The sequence below is a fragment of the Nocardioides sp. SLBN-35 genome (assembly GCF_006715725.1).
Taxonomy (GTDB): domain Bacteria; phylum Actinomycetota; class Actinomycetes; order Propionibacteriales; family Nocardioidaceae; genus Nocardioides.
The window spans coordinates 4,959,968-4,980,350 of sequence record NZ_VFNU01000001.1; the positions used below are offsets into that span (position 1 = coordinate 4,959,968).

A 20,383-nucleotide genomic window follows, 5' to 3' on the forward strand; every position below is an offset into this window, starting at 1 on the left:
AGTTGCCCCATCCTCACCGTTGAGTTGCCGCATGCTCACCTTCGAGTTGCCGGTCCGTCACGGATGAGGCCGTGGTCCGAGCCTATGCCGTCGCACGGCTTCGCGAACCAGTGGGAGGCCCGGCAACTCAAGGGCAAGGATGGGGAAACTCAACGGTGAGGATGGGGAAACTCAACTGAAGGGCGGGCGGCTGTCGCGGGCCAGCGAGTGGCGTCCGGCCCAGCGCCAGACGCGTGCGGAGCGGTCCCGGTCCTCGTCGGTGACCAGGTTGCCCATCCAGCGCAGGGCGAGGGTCATCAGCAGGTCCGAGCGCATCCCGACCGGGCCGAGGGCCGGCAGCAGCCGCGGCACGGTGACCAGGCCGGCGAGCCGGCGCGCGATCGAGAAGGACTCGCCGTAGTGCTCGCGCAGGATCGCGGGCCACACCACGGCGAGGTCGGCCTCAGGTGTCGTGGCGAGCAGCTCGGCGACCACCCGGCCGGTCTCCAGGCCGTAGTCGATGCCCTCGCCGTTGAGCGGGTTGACGCACGCGGCGGCGTCGCCGATCAGCGCCCAGTTGCGGCCGGCGACGTGGGACACCGCGCCGCCCATCGGCAGCAGCGCGGAGGTCGGGGCGCGCAGCTCGTCACCCAGGCCGAACTCCTCACGCAACCGGTCGGCGTACAGCTTCATGAGGGGCTTGATCGCCACGTCCGCGGGCCGCTTCGCGGTCGCGAGCGTGCCGGCGCCGAGGTTGACCTCGCCGGTGCCGGCGCCGAGCGGGAAGATCCAGCCGTAGCCGGACAGGATCTCGTCCTGCTCGCCGCGCAGCTCGAGGTGCGAGCTGATCCACGGGTCGTCGGCGCGGGTCGAGGTGACGTAGGAGCGCCCGGCGACGCCGTAGACCGTGTCGCGGTGCCACTCCCGCCCGAGCACCTTGCCCAGCGGCGAGCGCACGCCGTCGGCCACGACCAGCCGCCTGCAGGCGATCTCGCGGCCGTCCTTGAGCACGACCGCGGCGACCCGCTCCCCCTCCATGCGTACGTCGACCGCGCGGGCCCCGTCGAGCGCGGTCGCGCCCGCCTTGATCGCGGTGGTGCGCAGGTGGTCGTCGAGCTCGGTGCGCGCGATGGCGCTGCCCCAGTCGGGCAGGTTGCCGCCGGGCCACGGCAGGTGCAGGGTCTGGCCGAACCCGTGCGCCCGGAGCCCCTGGTTGACGGTGTGCGAGCGGACCCAGTCGCGCAGCCCCAGCCGCTCCAGCTCACCGATCGCGCGCGGCGTCAGTCCGTCACCACAGGTCTTGTCGCGCGGGAACACCGCTGCGTCGGCCAGGACGACGTCGAGGCCGGCGCGGGCCGCCCAGGCGGCGGCCGCGGAGCCGGCGGGACCGGCACCGACGACGAGGACGTCGGTCTGCAGGGGTGCGCTCACCCCGTGATTCTCTCAGGCGACCCGACTCATCCCCGCTTCCGGTACGCCGTGTGCGAGATCAGGTGGACCGCCGGGTCCAGGCAGCCGGTGGTCGGGTGCGCCACGAACTGCGACCGGGTCGCGTTCGGGACGTAGATCCGGAAGCCGTCGACGGCGTGCGGCCGGCAGGCCGCGGCGTCGTAGTTCTCGGCGACGGTCTCGTCGACGCGGCTCACAGCGCGTTGCCCGGGTCGCAGGACGAACGAGCCTCCGGAGCCCTGGCGATCCGCGGGCGCGCCGATCTGGGTGCCGTTGCCGTCACCGACGTACGACAGGCCGCCGAAGCCGCCCGTGCGGCACCGGTGCCCGGACACGTTGCGCAGCACGATCTTCCCGAACCGGTGCCCGGCGCCGTTGTCGGTGGCGCGGTAGCGGGCATGCAGGTCGGCGTCGTGGCAGCGCGGGACGGCCGACGCGGCGGCCGCCGACGGGGTGCCGGCGAGAACCGGCACGGAGAACGACCCCGCCGCCACGAGGAGCGCGACAGCGGGCAGAAGCAGGAACCTGTTCACACCTTGTAGGACGAACGGCAGGCCCCGCGGGTTGCCTCGAAATGGCCGGAGGCCCTCCCGAGCAGTGCTCGGGAGGGCCTCCGGGTGACCGGCGTCAGTTCTGGTAGGAACCGAAGTCGAAGTCGTCCAGCGCCACGGCCTGGCCCTGGTTGCCGAACTCGTAGTCGTAGGACTCGTAGCCCGTGACGGCGTACGCCGCCGCGCGCGCCTCCTCGGTCGGCTCGACCCGGATGTTCCGGTAGCGCTCCAGGCCGGTGCCGGCCGGGATCAGCTTGCCGATGATCACGTTCTCCTTCAGGCCACGCAGGCTGTCGGAGCGGCCGTTGATCGCGGCGTCGGTGAGGACCCGGGTGGTCTCCTGGAAGGAGGCCGCCGAGAGCCACGACTCCGTCGCGAGCGAGGCCTTGGTGATGCCCATGAGCTCGGGACGACCCGAGGCCGGCTTGCCGCCCTCGGACACAACGCGGCGGTTCTCCTCCTCGAAGCGGACCCGGTCGACGAGGTCGGACGGGAGCAGGTTGGTGTCACCCGACTCGAGCACCGTGATCCGGCGCAGCATCTGCCGCACGATGATCTCGATGTGCTTGTCGTGGATCGACACACCCTGCGACCGGTAGACCTCCTGGACCTGGTCGACGAGGTGCTGCTGGGTCTTGCGAACGCCCAGGATGCGCAGCACCTCCTTCGGGTCCTCCGTACCGGCGGTGAACTTGTCGCCCACCTCGACCCGGCCGCCGTCCTCCACGAGGAGGCGCGAGCGCCGGGACACGGGGTACTCCTTGACCTCGCTGCCGTCGTCGGGGGTGACGACGATGATGCGGGCCTTGTCGGTCTCCTCGATCTGCACGCGGCCGGCGGCCTCGGAGATCTGGGCGTGACCCTTGGGGGTGCGGGCCTCGAAGAGCTCGACGACGCGGGGCAGACCCTGCGTGATGTCGTCGGCCGAGGCCACACCACCGGTGTGGAAGGTACGCATCGTCAGCTGCGTGCCGGGCTCACCGATGGACTGCGCCGCGATGATGCCGACGGCCTCACCGATGTCGACGAGCTTGCCGGTGGCCAGCGAGCGGCCGTAGCACTTCGCGCAGGTGCCGGTGCGCGCGTCGCAGGTCAGGACCGAGCGGACCGTGACCTCCTTGATGCCGGCCTCGATGAGCTCGGCGATCTTGACGTCACCGAGGTCCTCACCCGCGGCGGCGAGCACGGCGCCCGTCTCCGGGTGGGTGATCTCCTTGGCGGCCGAGCGGGCGTACGCCGCGGTCTCGGCGTTCTCGTCCTTGACGACCACACCGTTCTCGTCGTCGACGCCGATCACCTTGGGCAGGCCGCGCTCGGTGCCGCAGTCCTCCTCGCGGATGATGACGTCCTGCGACACGTCGACCAGACGACGGGTCAGGTAGCCCGAGTCGGCGGTCCGCAGCGCGGTGTCCGCCAGACCCTTGCGGGCACCGTGGGTGGAGATGAAGTACTCCAGCACGGAGAGACCCTCGCGGAAGTTGGCCTTGATCGGCCGCGGGATGATCTCGCCCTTCGGGTTGGCCACCAGACCACGCATGGCGCCGACCTGGTTGATCTGGTTGAAGTTACCCGAGGCGCCCGAGTGCACCTGCACGTAGATCGGGTTGGTCGGGTTGGCCTCGAAGGTGGCGCGCAGGGCCTTGCCGACCTCCTGGCTCGCCTTCGTCCAGATCTCGATGAGCTCCTGGCGGCGCTCCTCGTCGGTGACCAGACCACGCTCGTACTGCTTCTGGATCTTGGCCGCCGACGCCTCGTGCACGGCCAGGATCTCGGCCTTGTTGGGAGGCGTGATGACGTCGTCGATCGAGACGGTCACACCGGAGCGGGTCGCCCAGTGGAAGCCGTTGTCCTTGAGGGCGTCCAGGGACGCCGCGACGACGACCTTGGGGTAGCGCTCGGCGAGGTCGTTGACGATGGAGCCGAGGCGCTTCTTGCCGACCTCCTCGTTGACGTACGGGTAGTCGGCCGGAAGCGCGTCGTTGAAGATCGTGCGGCCCAGCGTGGTCTCGACCAGGGTGGTCACACCCTCCTCGACGCCCTCGAGCGCGACGTTGGTCAGGCGGATCCGCACCCGGTCCTGCAGCGTGATCTCGCCACGGTCGTAGGCCATGATCGCCTCGGCCGGGGACGTGAAGGTGCGCAGACGGGTCTCACCGTCGATCTCGACCGTCGCCTCGCCACGCTCGGTGGTGAGGAAGAACAGGCCGATGATCATGTCCTGGGTCGGCATGGTCACCGGGCGGCCGTCGGACGGCTTGAGGATGTTGTTGGTCGACAGCATCAGGATCCGCGCCTCGGCCTGGGCCTCGGCGGACAGCGGCAGGTGCACGGCCATCTGGTCACCGTCGAAGTCCGCGTTGAAGGCGGTGCACACGAGCGGGTGGAGCTGGATGGCCTTGCCCTCGATCAGCTGCGGCTCGAAGGCCTGGATGCCGAGGCGGTGCAGGGTGGGCGCACGGTTGAGGAGCACCGGGTGCTCGGTGATGACCTCTTCGAGGACGTCCCACACGACCGGGCGCGCGCGCTCGACCATCCGCTTGGCGGACTTGATGTTCTGCGCGTGCGAGAGGTCGACGAGCCGCTTCATGACGAACGGCTTGAAGAGCTCGAGCGCCATCTGCTTGGGCAGACCGCACTGGTGCAGCTTGAGCTGCGGACCCGACACGATGACCGACCGGCCCGAGTAGTCGACGCGCTTGCCGAGCAGGTTCTGGCGGAAGCGACCCTGCTTGCCCTTGAGCATGTCGGACAGCGACTTCAGCGGCCGGTTGCCCGGGCCGGTGACGGGACGACCACGACGGCCGTTGTCGAACAGCGAGTCGACGGCCTCCTGGAGCATCCGCTTCTCGTTGTTGACGATGATCTCCGGCGCGCCCAGGTCCAGCAGCCGCTTGAGGCGGTTGTTGCGGTTGATGACGCGGCGGTACAGGTCGTTGAGGTCGGAGGTCGCGAACCGGCCACCGTCGAGCTGCACCATCGGGCGCAGGTCCGGCGGGATGACCGGGACGGCGTCGAGGACCATGCCCTCGGGCTTGTTGCCCGTCTTGCGGAAGGCCTCGACGACCTTGAGCCGCTTGAGGGCGCGGACCTTGCGCTGGCCCTTGCCGGTGGCGATGGTCTCGCGCAGGCTCTCGACCTCGGCGTCGAGGTCGAAGGACTGCAGGCGCTTCTGGATCGCCGCGGCGCCCATGTGGCCCTCGAAGTACTTGCCGAACCAGTTCTTCATCTCGCGGTAGAGGACCTCGTCACCCATGAGGTCCTGGACCTTGAGGCTCTTGAACGTGTCCCAGACCTCGTCGAGGCGGTCCAGCTCGCGCTGGGCGCGGTCGCGCAGCTGCTTGAGCTCGCGCTCGGCGCCGTCGCGCACCTTGCGGCGCTGGTCGGCCTTGGCGCCCTCGGCCTCGAGCGTGGCCAGGTCGTCCTCGAGCTTCTTGGTGCGGTCCTCGAGGCCGGCGTCGCGGCGCTTCTCGATCGACTCGCGCTGGAGCTGGATCTTGCCCTCGAGCGAGGACAGGTCGCGGTGGCGGGCGTCCTCGTCGACGGCGGTGATCATGTACGCCGCGAAGTAGATGACCTTCTCGAGGTCCTTCGGGGCGAGGTCGAGCAGGTAGCCGAGGCGGCTCGGGACACCCTTGAAGTACCAGATGTGGGTGACCGGCGCGGCCAGCTCGATGTGGCCCATCCGCTCACGGCGGACCTTCGAGCGGGTCACCTCGACGCCGCAGCGCTCGCAGATGATGCCCTTGAAGCGGACGCGCTTGTACTTGCCGCAGTAGCACTCCCAGTCCCGGGTGGGACCGAAGATCTTCTCGCAGAAGAGGCCGTCACGCTCGGGCTTGAGCGTGCGGTAGTTGATGGTCTCCGGCTTCTTGACCTCGCCGTGGCTCCACGTGCGGATGTCGTCCGCGGTGGCCAGGCCGATCTGAAGCTGGTCGAAGAAGTTAACGTCGAGCACGATGGCTGCTGTCCTTCGTTAGTTCTGTGAAAGGTGAGGCTGGGGACTGAGGGCCGCCGGAGGTCGAGGAGGTTGCGCAGCAACCGTCACGAGACCCCCGGCGGGGACGCTCAGACTTCTTCGACGGAGGGGTTCTCGCGACGGGACAGGTCGATGCCCAGCTCCTCCGCAGCGCGGAAGACGTCCTCGTCGGCGTCGCGCATCTCGATGGTGGAGCCGTCCTGGGACAGCACCTCCACGTTGAGGCACAGCGACTGCATCTCCTTGACGAGAACCTTGAACGACTCCGGGATGCCCGAGTCGGGGATGTTCTCGCCCTTGACGATCGCCTCGTAGACCTTGACGCGACCGGGCACGTCGTCGGACTTGATGGTCAGCAGCTCCTGCAGGGCGTAGGCGGCGCCGTACGCCTCCATCGCCCAGACCTCCATCTCACCGAACCGCTGGCCACCGAACTGGGCCTTACCGCCCAGCGGCTGCTGCGTGATCATCGAGTAGGGGCCGGTCGAACGCGCGTGGATCTTGTCGTCGACCAGGTGGTGGAGCTTGAGGATGTACATGTAGCCGACCGAGACCGGGCTCTTGAACGGCTCGCCGGAGCGGCCGTCGAACAGGCTCGCCTTGCCGGTCTCCTTGACCATCCGGACACCGTCGCGGTTGGGCAGGGTCTGGCCGAGCAGGCCGGTGATCTCGTCCTCGCGGGCACCGTCGAAGACCGGCGTGGCCAGCTTCGTGTTCGGCTCGGCCTTGTCGGCGCCGATCGCGGTCAGGCGCTTGGCCCAGTCCTCGTCGGCGACGTCGGCACCGAGGTGCCAGCCCTGCTTGCCGAGCCAGCCGAGGTGCAGCTCGAGGATCTGGCCGATGTTCATGCGTCGCGGCACACCCAGCGGGTTGAGCACGACGTCGACCGGCGTGCCGTCCTCCATGAACGGCATGTCCTCGATCGGCAGGATCTTGGCGATGACACCCTTGTTGCCGTGACGGCCGGCGAGCTTGTCACCCACGGAGATCTTGCGCTTCTGCGCGACGTAGACGCGGACCAGCTGGTTGACGCCCGGCGGCAGCTCGTCGCCCTCCTCCCGGTCGAAGACGCGCACGCCGATGACCGTGCCGGACTCACCGTGCGGCACCTTCATCGAGGTGTCGCGGACCTCGCGCGCCTTCTCACCGAAGATCGCACGGAGCAGCCGCTCCTCGGGGGTCAGCTCGGTCTCGCCCTTGGGCGTGACCTTGCCGACCAGGATGTCACCGGTCGAGACCTCGGCGCCGATGCGGATGATGCCGCGCTCGTCGAGGTCGGCGAGCATCTCCTCGCTGACGTTCGGGATGTCGCGGGTGATCTCCTCCGGGCCCAGCTTGGTGTCGCGGGCGTCGACCTCGTGCTCCTCGATGTGGATCGAGGTGAGGACGTCCTCCTGCACCAGGCGCTGGCTGAGGATGATCGCGTCCTCGTAGTTGTGGCCCTCCCACGGCATGAACGCCACGAGCAGGTTGGTGCCCAGCGCCATCTCGGCCATGTCGGTGCACGGTCCGTCGGCGATCGGCGAGCCGACCTCGACCCGGTCTCCGGCCTCGACCAGCGGGCGCTGGTTGATGCAGGTGCCCTGGTTGGAGCGCTTGAACTTCGCGAGGCGGTACGACGAGTAGGTGCCGTCGTCGTTCATGGTCTCGACGAGGTCCGCGGAGACCTCCTTGACCACACCGGCCTTGTCGGCCACGACCACGTCACCGGCGTCGACGGCGGCGCGGTACTCGATGCCGGTGCCGACCACGGGCGAGTCGCTCTTGATGAGCGGCACGGCCTGACGCTGCATGTTGGCGCCCATGAGCGCGCGGTTGGCGTCGTCGTGCTCGAGGAACGGGATCAGGGCCGTCGCGACCGACACCATCTGGCGCGGCGAGACGTCCATGTAGTCGACCTCGTCGCCCGGGATCTCGGAGACCTCGCCCTGGCGCAGGCGCACCAGCACCCGGTCCTCGACGAACTTGCCGTTGGCGTCGAGCACGGCGTTGGCCTGCGCGATGACGTAGCGGTCCTCGTCGTCGGCCGTGAGGTAGTCGATCTGGTCGGTGACCCGGCCACCCTCGACCTTGCGGTACGGCGTCTCCACGAAGCCGAACGGGTTGATCCGGCCGTAGGAGGCCAGCGAGCCGATCAGACCGATGTTGGGGCCTTCCGGCGTCTCGATCGGGCACATGCGGCCGTAGTGCGACGGGTGGACGTCACGGACCTCCATGCCGGCGCGGTCACGGGAGAGACCACCCGGGCCGAGCGCGGAGAGGCGACGCTTGTGCGTCAGGCCCGCGATCGGGTTGGTCTGGTCCATGAACTGCGAGAGCTGCGAGGTGCCGAAGAACTCCTTCAGCGCCGCGACCACGGGACGGATGTTGATCAGGGACTGCGGCGTGATCGCCTCGACGTCCTGGGTCGTCATCCGCTCGCGGACCACGCGCTCCATGCGGGCCAGGCCGGTGCGGAGCTGGTTCTGGATCAGCTCGCCGACCGTGCGCATGCGGCGGTTGCCGAAGTGGTCGATGTCGTCGGCGGAGACCGGGAGGTCCTTGCCGTCGGCGTCCTTGCGGATCTCGCCACCGATGGCGGTGACGAACTCGTCGCCGTTGTGCAGCTGAACGATGTACTTGATGGTCGCGACCATGTCGGCGATCGTCATCGTCTGCTGGTCGAAGGCCTCGTGCGAGCCGAGCTTCTTGTTGACCTTGTAGCGGCCGACCTTGGCCAGGTCGTAGCGCTTCGGGTTGAAGTAGTAGTTCTTCAGAAGCGTCAGCGCGGCCTCGCGCGTCGGCGGCTCGCCCGGGCGGAGCTTGCGGTAGATGTCGAGCAGCGCGTCGTCAGGACCCTGGGTGTTGTCCTTCTCCTCGGTCAGCTGGATCGACTCGTACTGACGCAGGTCGGCCATGACGGCCTCGTAGTCGTACTCCTCGCCGGTGTCCTCGGCGATGGCCTGGAGCGCCTTGAGCAGGACCGTGACGTTCTGCTTGCGCTTGCGGTCGAGGCGGACGCCGACCATGTCGCGCTTGTCGATCTCGAACTCCAGCCACGCGCCGCGGCTCGGGATCAGCTTGGCCGTGAAGATGTCCTTGTCGGACGTCTTGTCGGCGGTGCGCTCGAAGTAGACACCCGGCGAACGGACGAGCTGCGAGACGACGACGCGCTCGGTGCCGTTGATGACGAAGGTGCCCTTGGGGGTCATGAGCGGGAAGTCGCCCATGAAGACCGTCTGGCCCTTGATCTCACCGGTCTCGTTGTTGGTGAACTCGGCGGAGACGTAGAGCGGAGCGGAGTAGGTGAGGTCCTTCTCCTTGCACTCGTCGACGGTGTACTTCGGGTCGTAGAAGACCGGGCTCTCGAACGAGAGCGACATGGTCTCGGAGAAGTCCTCGATCGGGGAGATCTCCTCGAAGATCTCCTCGAGGCCGGACTTGAAGGTGGCGTCGATGCCGGATGCGATCCGGGCCTCGATGCGAGCCTTGTGGGCCTCGTTGCCGACCAGCCAGTCGAAGCTGTCGGTCTGGAGCGAGAGGAGCTGCGGGAGTTCCAGCGGCTCGGTGATCTTCGCAAAGGAGATGCGGGACTTACCGGGGGTGGTGCGCGCGGCCAAGAGTTGTCCTTCGACGGGTTCGACTCTTCGAGAGCGCCCTGACCCACCACGTCATCGGCCACCGGGCAGGCCGAAGCGCATCTGAGGGCAGGCGCAAGGAGCCACGATACACGACACACGAGCGCTCCACAATGTCGGCTGCGCAACTTCACACAGCCGAGGAGCGGCACCGTCGGAGGCCGGCGGAATCCGGTGCGCCGATCATGCTCGGCGCGGGCGCCGAGGTCAAGGCCGCCGCGCGTGAGCGAAGCGAACGCGCGGATGAAGGCCGCAGGTCGAGGAACGCCGACGACCTCGCGCAGCGAGGCCAGCGAGGTCGTGGCGCGTCACGAGACCAGGCGTGGTGCTGCCGGGACCGTCGGTGGACGGGTGGCGAGAGCATGGTCGGGGGTCTCGAGACGGTCGCGGCGCGACCTCCTCGACCACCGGTCGGTCACTTGTCGCAGCGGTCGTCGGTGCACAGGTCGTCGAGGAGCCACTTCGAGTCGCTCCCCGCGGCCCTGACCAGCAGGAACGTGGCCCACATCCGCAGCACGAACGGCTCCTGGCCGGCCTTGGTGACGTACTGGTCGATGAAGACCACGACCGTCGCCCGCTTGCCGTTCGAGCTCACCCGGGTCAGCGCGGCGCCGGCCGACTTGGCCTCGACCTCGACCTTCTGGGTCTCGGCCTCCTTGGTGATCTCCGGCCAGCTGCGCTCGGTCTTCGCCTGGAACGCCTTGGTCATGTACTGCGCCCGCCGGTCGAGGTCGGCGGCCATCGACTTGTGGCTGTACGACAGCACCGGCGCGACCATCTGCTCGGCCGCCGCCTCGGCGTCGACCGCGGCCCGCTCGACGCGCACGTTGCCCTGCGCCAGCTGCTTGGCCGAGTGCTCGCCGCGCGCGCCGGGCGTCAGCACGAGGACGACCGCCAGGGCGACGGAGAGCACCGCGGCGACGGCGGCCGCGACCAGGGCGACCCCGCCCGGGCCGTCCCCGCGGGTGGCGGTTGCGGCCGGAGCGGGAGTTTCACCGGCCGGCCGGTGAAACTCATGGTTGGACGAGGAAGCATCCTCGTCCAAGCGCGAGTTTTCTCGTCCAGGCTTGTCCGCGACCTCCTCGGCGGCGGCGCGCTCGGCGGCCAGCTCTGCGTCGTACGCCGCCCGCTTGTCGGCGTCGAGCAGCACTCCGGCCGCGTCGTTGAAGGCACGGAAGCGGCGCTCGGTCGGGTCCAGGTCGGCGATCGCGGTCTTCCACGCGGCGCGGATCTGGTCCTCGGTGGCGTCCTCCTCGACGTCGAGGAGGTCGTAGAGGTTGGTGCTCACTGGCCCTCCCCCGTGCTCGGCGACGGCTGGCCCGACGGCTGGCCCGACGGCTGCCCCGACGGCTGGCCCGACGGCTGGCCGCCGGTGGCGCCGCCCTCGGGGATCGAGGCCTCGCCGAAGGACGGGAGCTGGTCGTCGAGGTCGTCGAGGTCGTCGACCAGCCAGGTGCCGTGCTGCTTGACCAGCGACACCTCGTAGCGGAACCGCAGCGGCTCGAGCTGGACCTGCTCGCTGCCGTCGGCGGGCGAGGGGTAGGCGAACTGCACGACGCCGGCGACGAGCAGCTGGGCGGAGTCCTCGTCGATGCTGGCCACGCCGACGGCGTAGGGCGTGCCCTTGCGGTCGATCTGGGTCTGCTTGACCGTCTCCTCGGCGTAGCCGACGTTCTTGTCGAACACGGTGCGGAACTTCGCGGTCATCAGCTTGCCGACGGCGGCGTACTCGGGCATCTTGCCGGCGCTGTCGAGCAGGTCGGGGCCGTAGGTGTTGAATCGCTGCACGAAGGTGCGCCCGGCGGCCAGCACCTTCTCGCGGTCGGCCGTCTCGTCGCGGGGCGGGTCGAGCAGCGAGTCGAGCTTCTTGCCGGGGTTGCCGGCGACGCCCTTGTCGGCGAGCGTCCACACGCTGACGCCGAGCGCGGCGACGACGACGCCGAGCAGCAGCCCGATCACGCTCCAGCGGAGCGTGGCACTGGTGCCCTTCACGCGATGCGCCTCGACGTGCTCACCGGGTGGACGGGTCGAGCAGCGGTTGGAGGTAGAGCCACTTCCACGAATCCTTCCCCAGCGACGGCGGCGCCACGTTACCGCGCGCGTCGGACCACGCCTGGTCCTGGGCCGTCACGCCCCACTCCAGCTCACCGGTCGTGGGGTCCACCCGCACGCCCACGTCGTAGCCCTGCACGCCCGGGGCGACCCGGGGCAGGTTCTGCGGTCCACGCGGGTTGCTCTTGGTGATCGGCTCGGTGCAGCCGACGTCGTCGGGCATCGGGGCGTTGCCGCGGTCGGACTCCGGGTTGCGGCGGGTCTTGAGGTAGCCGGCGTAGCAGGGGGTGCTGGTCGGCGACAGGATCAGGCCGAAGTGGGCGTCCCAGAAGCCGCTGCCGCCGTCCTGCTTGGACTTGCGACCCACGACGACCTGGCCCGCGCCGACGGCGTACGGGTAGACGACCAGCATCTGCTTGAGCGCGTCGAGGTGCTGGACGACGACCTCGCCGGTGGCGACCAGGTTGGCGAGCAGCTCACTGAGCTCGACGCCGTTCTGCTCCAGGAAGGTCCGCAGCTGGGTCGCGGCGACCGAGCCGGAGTCGATCACCTTGCGCAGCGCGGGGTCCGCGCCGGCGAGCGCCGAGCTGAACAGCGAGAGCTGCTGGGCGAAGGTCCGCAGCGACGACTCGGAGGCCACCTGGCCCTGCAGGACGGTGTTGCTGTCCTTGATCAGGGCGGTGGTCAGGTCGAAGTTCTCGTCGGCGGTCTCGATGAACGAGTTGCCGGTGTCGATGATCCGCTGGAGGTCGGGGCCGGTGCCGGCGAACGCCTCGCCGAGCTCGTGGACCGTGGTGCTCAGGGCCTCGCGGTCGACGCTGGAGACGGTGGCGGACAGGTCGCCGAGGAGCTTCTCGGTCGCGATCGGGGTCGCGACGTCGGTGATCTGGGAGCCCTCGCGCAGGTAGGGCCCGCCGTCCTTCTGCGGCTGCAGCTCGACGTACTGCTCACCGACGGCGGAGCGGTTGCCGACCAGCGCGCGGGTGTCGCTGGGGATCTTGTCCCACTTCTTGTCGATGTCGAGCTTCACGTCGACGCCCTCGTCGGTGAGCACGAGGTCGCCGACCGTGCCGATGCCGACGCCGCGGTAGGTCACCTCGGCGCCGGTGAAGATGCCGCCGGACACCGGGTAGTGGGCGGTGACCGTGTAGTCGCCGTCGACGACCATCCGGTCGAGCTTGGCATAGCGGGCGCCCACGAACGAGACGCCCAGCAGCGTGATGATCGCGAAGACGATGAGCTGGATGCGGGTACGACGGGTGATCACTTCGCCGGCCTCCCCTTCTGCTGCAGCTCGGTCTGCCGGCTCGCGACCAGGGGCGCGGCGTACAGGCCGACCAGGCTGGCGTCGTACGTCGTGTCGAAGTCGCGCCACATGTCGTCGGCCTCGCTGTGCCCGCCCGGGGCCGCTCGACCGAGACCGCCTCCGGTGAGCACGCTCGAGAGAAGGGTGCCGAGCGGGTCGCCGGCCGCGGCCGGGCTGCCGGCGGTGGCACCGGTCTTGGCATCGGCGGCCTGGCGGCAGAGCAGCTTGACGGCCTGGCAGACGTTGTCGATCAGCGCACCGGGCAGCTGAAGGCAGGCCGACGGGTTCGGCGGCGTCTGCAGGCAGCTCTGCAACGTCTGCGTGGCACCGGCACACAGCGTCTTCAGGTCGATCAGGACGTCGAGCGGCAGGTCCGGGAGCTCGTTGATCGGGATGCACGCGAGGTCGGGCAGCTTCAGGTTGCCGACGTCGAGCGCGAGGTCGATCGACAGGTTGACGTAGTCGCCCATGTGGAGGTTGCGGGCGACCTGCGGGTCACGGCCGACGGACTCGTCGATGAACGGGTAGGTCAGGAAGGTGCTGAAGCCCTTGGCGAAGTCGTCGCCGGCCTGGGAGATCTGGAAGAGCACCGGGTCGAGCATCTTGAGGGTGTCGACGGTGGCGGTCTTCGTGGTCTTGATGACCCGGACGCCGACGTCGCTGAGCTGGGTGAGGCCGTCGAGCATCTTGACCAGGTCGGCGCGCTGCCGGTCGAGCGACTCGAGCGCGCTGGGCAGCTCGTCCAACGCCCGGTCGATGCTCGCCTGGTGCTGCTTGGCGGTGACCGCGAGCCGGTTGACCGACTCGATGGCGCGGACGATGTCCTGCTTGCGCTGGTCGAGCTGGCCCATCAGCGACGAGACCTGGGTGAGCACCGACTTGGCGGAGTCCTCCCGGCCCTCGAGGGCGAGGTTGAGCTCGGTCGAGATGGTCTTGAGCTGGGCGATGCCGCCGCCGTTGAGGACCAGGCTGAGCGCGCCGAGCACCTCCTCGACCTCCGGGTTGCGTCCGCCGTCCTTGATCACGTCGCCGTCGGAGAGGCGACCCTGCGCGCCCGTGGTCGGGGGCGCGAGGGAGACGAACTTCTCGCCCAGGAGGCTGGTCTGGCGGATCGAGGCGACGGGGTTGTCGGGAAGGTCGACGTCCTTGCGCAGCTCGAGGGTGACCACGGCCTGGTAGCCGTCGAGGCGGACCTCGGTCACCTGGCCCACCGCGACGTCGTTGACCTTGACCGACGACTTCGGGACCAGGTCGAGGACGTCGTCGAAGCGGACGCTGACCGTGATCGGGTCCTTGCCGGTGTCAGCGCCACCGGGCAGCGGCAGCTCGTAGACGTCGAAGTCGCAGCCGGTGAGCAGCAGCGCGCCCGCGAGCAGCGCGACACCGGCCCGCAGGCGGGCGCGGAGGCCGGAGCGGCGGGTCATCGGTCCACCTCCACCAGTCCGTTGAGCGTCGGGTCGTACGCCTGGCCGTACCAGGAGCCGGTGCCGAACGGAGCGCTGCGCGGCAGCAGCTTCTCGACCAGGTCGCAGATGTTGCCGTTGGCGTCGGCACCCGACACCAGGGCGCACACCACCGCCGACGGGTTGGACGTCAGCTCGTGCAGGATGTTGCCGAGGTTGGCGTTGGTGTCGAGCGTGGCGTCCTTGGGGTTGTACGTGTGGTACAGGTTCGTGATCGCCAGCGGACCGGCCTGCAGCAGCTCGTCGAGGGCGCCGCGCTGGCGGACCAGCACCTTGGCGACCCGGTTGACGTCGCGGATGTTGCGGCCCAGCACCGCGCGGTTGCGCTTGACGAACCGGGCGACCTGGTCGAGCGCCGTACCGAGGTTGGACAGGGCGGTGGTCAGCTCCTGGCGCTCGTCGGCCAGCAGCGTAGAGACGTCGCCGAGCGACTTGCTGAAGTCGCGCACCGTGGTGTCGTTGTCGGCGAGCGTCTTGAGGAAGGACTCGAGCTGCTTGGCCGACTCGAACAGGTCGTCCTTGTTGTTGTCGAGCGTCTCGCTCAGGCGCCCGAAGTCCTCGATCGTCTGGTGGAACTGGGCACCCTGGCCGCCGAAGTTCTTGGCGGTCTGCTCGAGGAGGTCGCTGAGCGCACCGTCCTTGTTGGCGCCCTCGGGACCGAGCGCGACGGTCAGCTTGTCGATGCTGCCGTAGATCTCGTCGAGCTCCAGCGGGATCGCGGTCTTGGTCGCGTCGATGACCGTGTTGTCGGCCATCACCTTGTCGCCGTCCTCGAAGGCCGGCGAGAGCTGGATGTAGCGGTCGCCGACCACGGAGGGCGACACGATGACGGCGTCGGCGTCGGCCGGCACCTTGATGTCGGACTTGTAGGCCATCACGACCTTGACCTTGGTGCCCTCGGGCACCACCTCGCGGACCTGGCCGACCGGGATGCCGAGGATCCGGACCTCGCTGCCCTCGTAGACCGACACGGCTCGCGGGAAGTACGCCGTCACGGTCTTGTCGTTGCCGCCGCTGCCGAGCATCCAGACCAGGCCGGTGACGACCAGGACCCCGATGACGGCGAGCGGCAGCCAGCGCCGCACCCCGTTCACTGGCCCACCGTCCCGGGCACCGGCGGCAGGTTGAAGATGTAGGTGTCGAACCACGGCCCGTTGCCGAGCGTGCTCGCGAACACGCGGTAGAACGGCGCCATCAGGTGGATCGAGTCCTCAAGGTTGTCCTCGTTCTTCTTCACGACCTGCAGCACCGAGTCGAGGTGGTCGAGCGCGGGCTTGAGGTCGGCGCGGCTCTCCTTGATCAGGCCGGTCAACTTGGTGCTGAGCGTGCTCGTCGACACCAGCAGCCGGTGGATCTGCTCCTTGCGCTGCAGCAGCGCGGTGAACAGCGTGTCGGCGTCCTTCATCAGCGCCACGATGTCCTCGTCGCGCGAGTCGAGCACCGTGGAGACCCGGTTGAGGTTCTTGAGCAGCGAGTTGATCTCGTCGTCGCGCGAGGCCACCGTCTTGGCGAGCGCCGAGAGGCCGTCGAGCGCCGAGCGGAACTCCTCGGGCGTGTTGCGGGTCAGGTCGGCCAGCGTGGTCAGCGCGCCGGCGAGCTGGTCGGTGTCGATGTCGGCCGAGGTCTCGGCGAGGCCGGAGAACGCGTCGACGACGTCGTACGGCGAGCTGGTGCGGTCGACCGGGATGACCGAGCCCTCGGCAAGCTGGCCCTGACCGGCCGGGTCGAGCGCGAGGAACATCGAGCCGAGGATCGTCTTGACCTTGATGTCGGCGCGGGTCTCGTCGCCGAACGGGGTGTCGGTCTTGATCTTGAAGGCGACCTTGACCGAGTTGCCGTCGAGCTCCATCGAGGTCACCTGGCCGACGCGGACACCAGCGATGCGGACCTCGTCCTTCGGCTTGAGCCCACCGGCCTCGGAGAAGGAGGCGTAGTAGGTGTCGCCGCCGCCGATCAGCGGGAGGTCGTTGGCCCGGAAGGCCGCGACCAGGCCGAGCAGGAGCACGGCGATGCTCACGGCACCGATCACCACGGGGTTGCGCTCGCGGAAGGGCTTCATGTCGTCAGTCCTCCCCTCATCCGAGCGTGCAGCGGTCGGCGGTCGCGCCGTAGGTGGCGCTGACCGGGTTGTTGAGTCCGGGGACCTTGATGGTGGCCTTGAAGTGGCACAGGTAGAAGTTGAACCAGGAGCCGTAGGTCGCCGTGCGGCCGATCTTGGTGAGCTTGATCGGCAGTACCTGGAGCGCGCGGTCGATCTCCTGCCGGTTGTCGTCGAGCGTGCCGGCCACCTTCCGCAGCTCCTTGATGTCCTTGACGAACGGGTCCTTGATGTCGGTGACCAGCGCGGCGGTCTGCACCGACAGGTCCGAGATCGAGTCGAGCGAGCCGAGGATCGCCTCGCGGTCGTCGTTGAGGCCGCCGACCAGGCTGCGGAAGCTGTCGATCAGGTTGGTGAGCTGCTTGTCGCGGTCGGCCACGTGGTCGAGGACGTAGTCGAGGTTGCTCAGCAGCTCGCCGATCACCTTGTCGCGGTCCGCGAGGGTCTGGGTGACCGACGCGGTGCTCGACAGCAGGCCCTCGACGGTGCCGCCCTCGCCCTGGAAGACCTGGACGATCTCGTAGGACAGCTTGTTGATGTCGTCCGGCGAGAGCGCCTGGAAGAGCGGCTTGAAGCCGTTGAACAGCACGGTCAGGTCGAGCGCCGGCTTGGTGCGGTCGACCGGGATCGCGGCGTCCTCCTTGAGCTGCGCCCCGCCGTCGCCCTCCTGGGTCAGCGAGATGTAGCGCTGCCCGATCAGGTTGCGGTACTTGACCGTGGCGTGCGTCGCGTCGTCGAGCTTGGTGTCGGCGTCGACGGTGAAGGTGACCCGGGCGCGGTCGGCGTCGACGATCGCGACCTTCTGCACAGTGCCGACCTTGACGCCCGCGATCCGGATGTCGTCGCCCTTGTTGACGCCGGTGGCGTCGACGAAGTCGGCGGCGTACTCCTTCGTGGAGCCGAAGGACAGGTTGCCGATGGTGATGATGAGGACGCTCGTCGCGAGCGCCGTGGTCACCATGAACACGACCAGGCGGATCAGGTCGCCGCTGGTCTTCTTGTCGAGGCCGCGCACGCTCATCGGGCGCCTCCCGCGACGAGCGGACCGGTCAGCAGGACGGTGAGGTCGGCGTCGGTGCCGTACTCCTGGTCGAGCGCGCCGCGCAGGGCGGTCACGTCGTCGGGGCTGCCGGTGTAGCCGGTCGGCGCCGGGCGCAGGTTGCCCTTGCCGGTGTTGCCGTTCATGCCGTCGTTGAGGTGCGGCAGCGGCGGGAACGGGTTGTCCTGGCTCCACGGGATGTCCGGCAGGCCCAGGCAGTTGGGACCGCGGTCGTCGCCGAAGATCGGCCGGTCCGCCGGCGTGTACTTGCGCGGCTGGTCCTGCAGCGTCTCGAGCACGATGTGGAGCTCGAAGCCACGGAACGCCTCGGCCAGGCGGCCCTGGGCCTTGACGATGCCGGCCGACATGCAGGGGATGGTCGGCGCGTAGCGGGCGACGACCGTGAGGACCTGCGTGCTCAACTCGCCGGCCCGCTTGAGGCGCTCGGCGTTGGCGTCGAGGAAGGAGCGCGCGGTGTCGGAGAAGCTGCGGATGTCGCGCAGCGTGGCGGTCAGCGCCGCCTCGCGCTCCTCGATGGTGCCGGTGGTCTTCACGGTGTCGTCGAGGATCTGGGCCACCTGGGGAAGGATGTCGGCGTACGTGTCGGACACCTCGGCGGTCAGCTTGAGGTCCTCGAGCAGGGCCGGGATCTGCGGGTTGAGCCGCTTGAGGTAGCCGTCGAGGGTCTCGAGGTTCTTGCCGAGCAGCTCGCCCCGGCCCTCGAGCGCGGTGGCGATCGCGGTCAGCGTCGCGTTGAGGTCGGCCGGCTGAACGGTCCGCAGCAGCGGGTAGAGGTCGGAGAGGACCTCCTCGAGCTCGGTCGACACCTCGGTGCGGTCGATGGTCGCGCCGGCGCGCATCGTGCCGCTGGGGCCGGTGTCGGGGACGACGAGCGAGACGTACTTCTCGCCGAACAGCGTCTTCGGCACGATCGAGCCGGTCACGTTGGCCGGGATCACGCCGATCTTGTCGGGGTAGATGCCGAGCTTGAGCTCCGCGCCGTCCACACCGGAGCTGGCGTCGAGCACCTCGCCGACGATCACGCCACGGACCTTGACGTCCGCGCGCGTGGGGAGCTGGAGGCCGATCGACGACGTCTTGAGGGTGACCTCGTCGTAGTCGGTGAACTTCTTGGTGAAGGTCGCGTAGGTGAGCCACACGCCGAGCACCAGCAGCGCCACGAAGATGACGCCGAGCGCCTTGTGGGCGGAGAGGATCTTGTCCATCAGCCGATCACCCCGCGAGCCTGACGGTGGTCGAGGCGCCCCAGATGGCCATCGACAGGAACAGGTCGATCACGTTGATCGCCACGATGCTGGTCCGCACCGCCTTGCCGACCGCGACGCCCACGCCCGCGGGCCCGCCCGAGGCGGTGTAGCCGTGGTAGCAGTGGATCAGGATCACGACCACCGCGAACACCAGCACCTTGCCGAAGGACCACAGCACGTCGCCGGGTGGCAGGAACTGGTTGAAGTAGTGGTCGTAGGTGCCCGACGACTGGCCGTAGAACTTCGTCACCACGAGCCTGCTGGCGACGTACGACGACAGCAGGCCCACGACGTACAGCGGCACGATCGCGATCAGGCCGCCGACGACGCGGGTGGTCACGAGGAACTGCATCGAGGGGATCGCCATCACCTCGACGGCGTCGATCTCCTCCGAGATCCGCATGGCGCCGAGCTGGGCGGTGAAGCCGCAGCCGACCGTGGCCGCGAGCGCGATGCCGGCGACCAGGGGGGCGATCTCACGGGTGTTGAAGTAGGCGGACACGAAGCCGGCGAACGCGGCCGTGCCGAGCTGGTTGAGCGCGGCGTAGCCGGACAGGCCGACCTGGGCGCCGGTGAAGAAGGTCATGCCGATGATGACGCCGACGGTGCCGCCGATGACCGCCAGCGCGCCCGACCCGAGGGTGACCTCGGCCAGGATCCGCAGGATCTCGCGCGGGTAGCGCTTGACCGAGCGCGGCAGTGCCAGCAGCACCTTGATGTAGAAGGACAGCTCGTGACCGAGGTTGTCCAGGCCCTTCATGGGCTTGTCGTAGATCGCCTTGATGCTCGCCATGTCCGCCCCCTAACCCGTCTTCGGGGGCACGACCTGCAGGTAGATCGTGCTCAGGGTGAAGTTGACGACGAACAGAAGCAGGAAGGTGATGACGACGGACTCGTTGACGGCGTCACCGACGCCCTTCGGTCCGCCGCCGGCGTTCATGCCCTTGTAGGCGGCCACGACCGCGGCGATGAGGCCGAAGACCAGCGCCTTGATCATGCCGATCCACACGTCGGGCAGCTGGGCCAGGGCGGTGAAGCTCGAGACGTAGGCGCCGGGCGTGCCGTCCTGCAGGATGACGTTGAAGACGTAGCCGCCGGCGACGCCGACGACGCTGACCATGCCGTTGAGGAACACGGCGACGAGCATGCAGGCGAGCACCCGAGGCACCACGAGGCGCTGGATCGGGTCGATGCCCAGCACCATCATGGCGTCGAGCTCCTCGCGGATCTTGCGCGCGCCGAGGTCGGCCGCGATGGCCGAGCCGCCGGCTCCCGCGATCAGCAGTGCGGTCGCGATCGGGCCGGCCTGCTGGATGACCGCGAGGACCGAGGCGGATCCGGTGAAGGACTGGGCGCCGAACTGCTTGATCAGGCCACCGACCTGCAGTGCGATGACAGCACCGAACGGGATCGCGACGAGGGCGGTCGGGATGATCGTGACCGACGCGATGAACCAGGCCTGCTGGATGAACTCCCGGCCCTGGAACGGACGACGGAACAGCCCGCGGCCCACGTCGAGCGCGAAGGCGAACAGCTTGCCGGCGGTCCCGAGCGGGGCGACCACGCGCGCAGCAGTGAGCGACAC

General features: G+C 69.0%; 14 protein-coding genes. All 14 read right to left on the reverse strand.

All coding sequences use genetic code 11. The features are described from left to right. Positions 1 to 171 precede the first annotated feature (171 nt). The 14 genes from FBY23_RS23895 to FBY23_RS23960 all read right to left on the reverse strand — a co-directional run bounded on the left by FBY23_RS23895 (position 172) and on the right by FBY23_RS23960 (position 20,383). On the reverse strand, positions 172 to 1,410 hold the full coding sequence (locus tag FBY23_RS23895) for a geranylgeranyl reductase family protein (protein ID WP_141800421.1): 1,239 nt from the start codon (positions 1,408 to 1,410) through the stop codon (positions 172 to 174). 26 nt (positions 1,411 to 1,436) lie between these two features. Beyond that, complete coding sequence (locus FBY23_RS23900; RefSeq protein ID WP_160158352.1) at positions 1,437 to 1,901, reverse strand: DUF4232 domain-containing protein; 465 nt, start codon at positions 1,899 to 1,901, stop codon at positions 1,437 to 1,439. A gap of 154 nt (positions 1,902 to 2,055) precedes the next feature. Continuing rightward, positions 2,056 to 5,934, reverse strand: a complete 3,879-nt coding sequence (locus FBY23_RS23905) for a DNA-directed RNA polymerase subunit beta' (RefSeq protein WP_141800423.1) — start codon at positions 5,932 to 5,934, stop codon at positions 2,056 to 2,058. A gap of 110 nt (positions 5,935 to 6,044) precedes the next feature. After that, positions 6,045 to 9,554 (reverse strand): DNA-directed RNA polymerase subunit beta, encoded by a 3,510-nt coding sequence (gene rpoB, locus FBY23_RS23910; RefSeq protein ID WP_141800424.1) that lies wholly within the window; start codon positions 9,552 to 9,554, stop codon positions 6,045 to 6,047. A 433-nt stretch (positions 9,555 to 9,987) separates the two neighbouring features. Beyond that, positions 9,988 to 10,860, reverse strand: a complete 873-nt coding sequence (locus tag FBY23_RS23915) for a J domain-containing protein (protein ID WP_141800425.1) — start codon at positions 10,858 to 10,860, stop codon at positions 9,988 to 9,990. Beyond that, on the reverse strand, positions 10,857 to 11,564 hold the full coding sequence (locus FBY23_RS23920) for a hypothetical protein (RefSeq protein ID WP_141800426.1): 708 nt from the start codon (positions 11,562 to 11,564) through the stop codon (positions 10,857 to 10,859). The genes FBY23_RS23915 and FBY23_RS23920 overlap by 4 nt, the downstream gene beginning before the upstream one ends. A 19-nt stretch (positions 11,565 to 11,583) precedes the next feature. Further along, positions 11,584 to 12,891, reverse strand: a complete 1,308-nt coding sequence (locus FBY23_RS23925; RefSeq protein WP_141800427.1) for an MCE family protein — start codon at positions 12,889 to 12,891, stop codon at positions 11,584 to 11,586. Then, positions 12,888 to 14,354, reverse strand: coding sequence for an MCE family protein (locus tag FBY23_RS23930; protein ID WP_141800428.1), 1,467 nt, complete (start codon positions 14,352 to 14,354; stop codon positions 12,888 to 12,890). Before FBY23_RS23930 ends, FBY23_RS23925 begins: the two co-directional genes overlap by 4 nt. Then, entirely contained in the window at positions 14,351 to 15,487 is a 1,137-nt protein-coding gene (locus FBY23_RS23935; RefSeq protein ID WP_260806527.1) for an MCE family protein, read from the reverse strand. The genes FBY23_RS23930 and FBY23_RS23935 overlap by 4 nt, the downstream gene beginning before the upstream one ends. After that, on the reverse strand, positions 15,484 to 16,452 hold the full coding sequence (locus FBY23_RS23940; protein ID WP_141800429.1) for an MCE family protein: 969 nt from the start codon (positions 16,450 to 16,452) through the stop codon (positions 15,484 to 15,486). Before FBY23_RS23940 ends, FBY23_RS23935 begins: the two co-directional genes overlap by 4 nt. Positions 16,453 to 16,468: 16 nt before the next feature. Then, entirely contained in the window at positions 16,469 to 17,512 is a 1,044-nt protein-coding gene (locus FBY23_RS23945) for an MCE family protein (protein WP_141800430.1), read from the reverse strand. Then, positions 17,509 to 18,756, reverse strand: a complete 1,248-nt coding sequence (locus FBY23_RS23950) for an MCE family protein (protein ID WP_141800431.1) — start codon at positions 18,754 to 18,756, stop codon at positions 17,509 to 17,511. Before FBY23_RS23950 ends, FBY23_RS23945 begins: the two co-directional genes overlap by 4 nt. A gap of 7 nt (positions 18,757 to 18,763) precedes the next feature. Further along, a complete protein-coding gene (locus FBY23_RS23955) occupies positions 18,764 to 19,591 on the reverse strand; it encodes an ABC transporter permease (protein WP_141800432.1) in 828 nt (275 codons plus the stop codon). Between the two features lie 9 nt (positions 19,592 to 19,600). Then, a complete protein-coding gene (locus tag FBY23_RS23960) occupies positions 19,601 to 20,383 on the reverse strand; it encodes an ABC transporter permease (RefSeq protein WP_141800433.1) in 783 nt (260 codons plus the stop codon).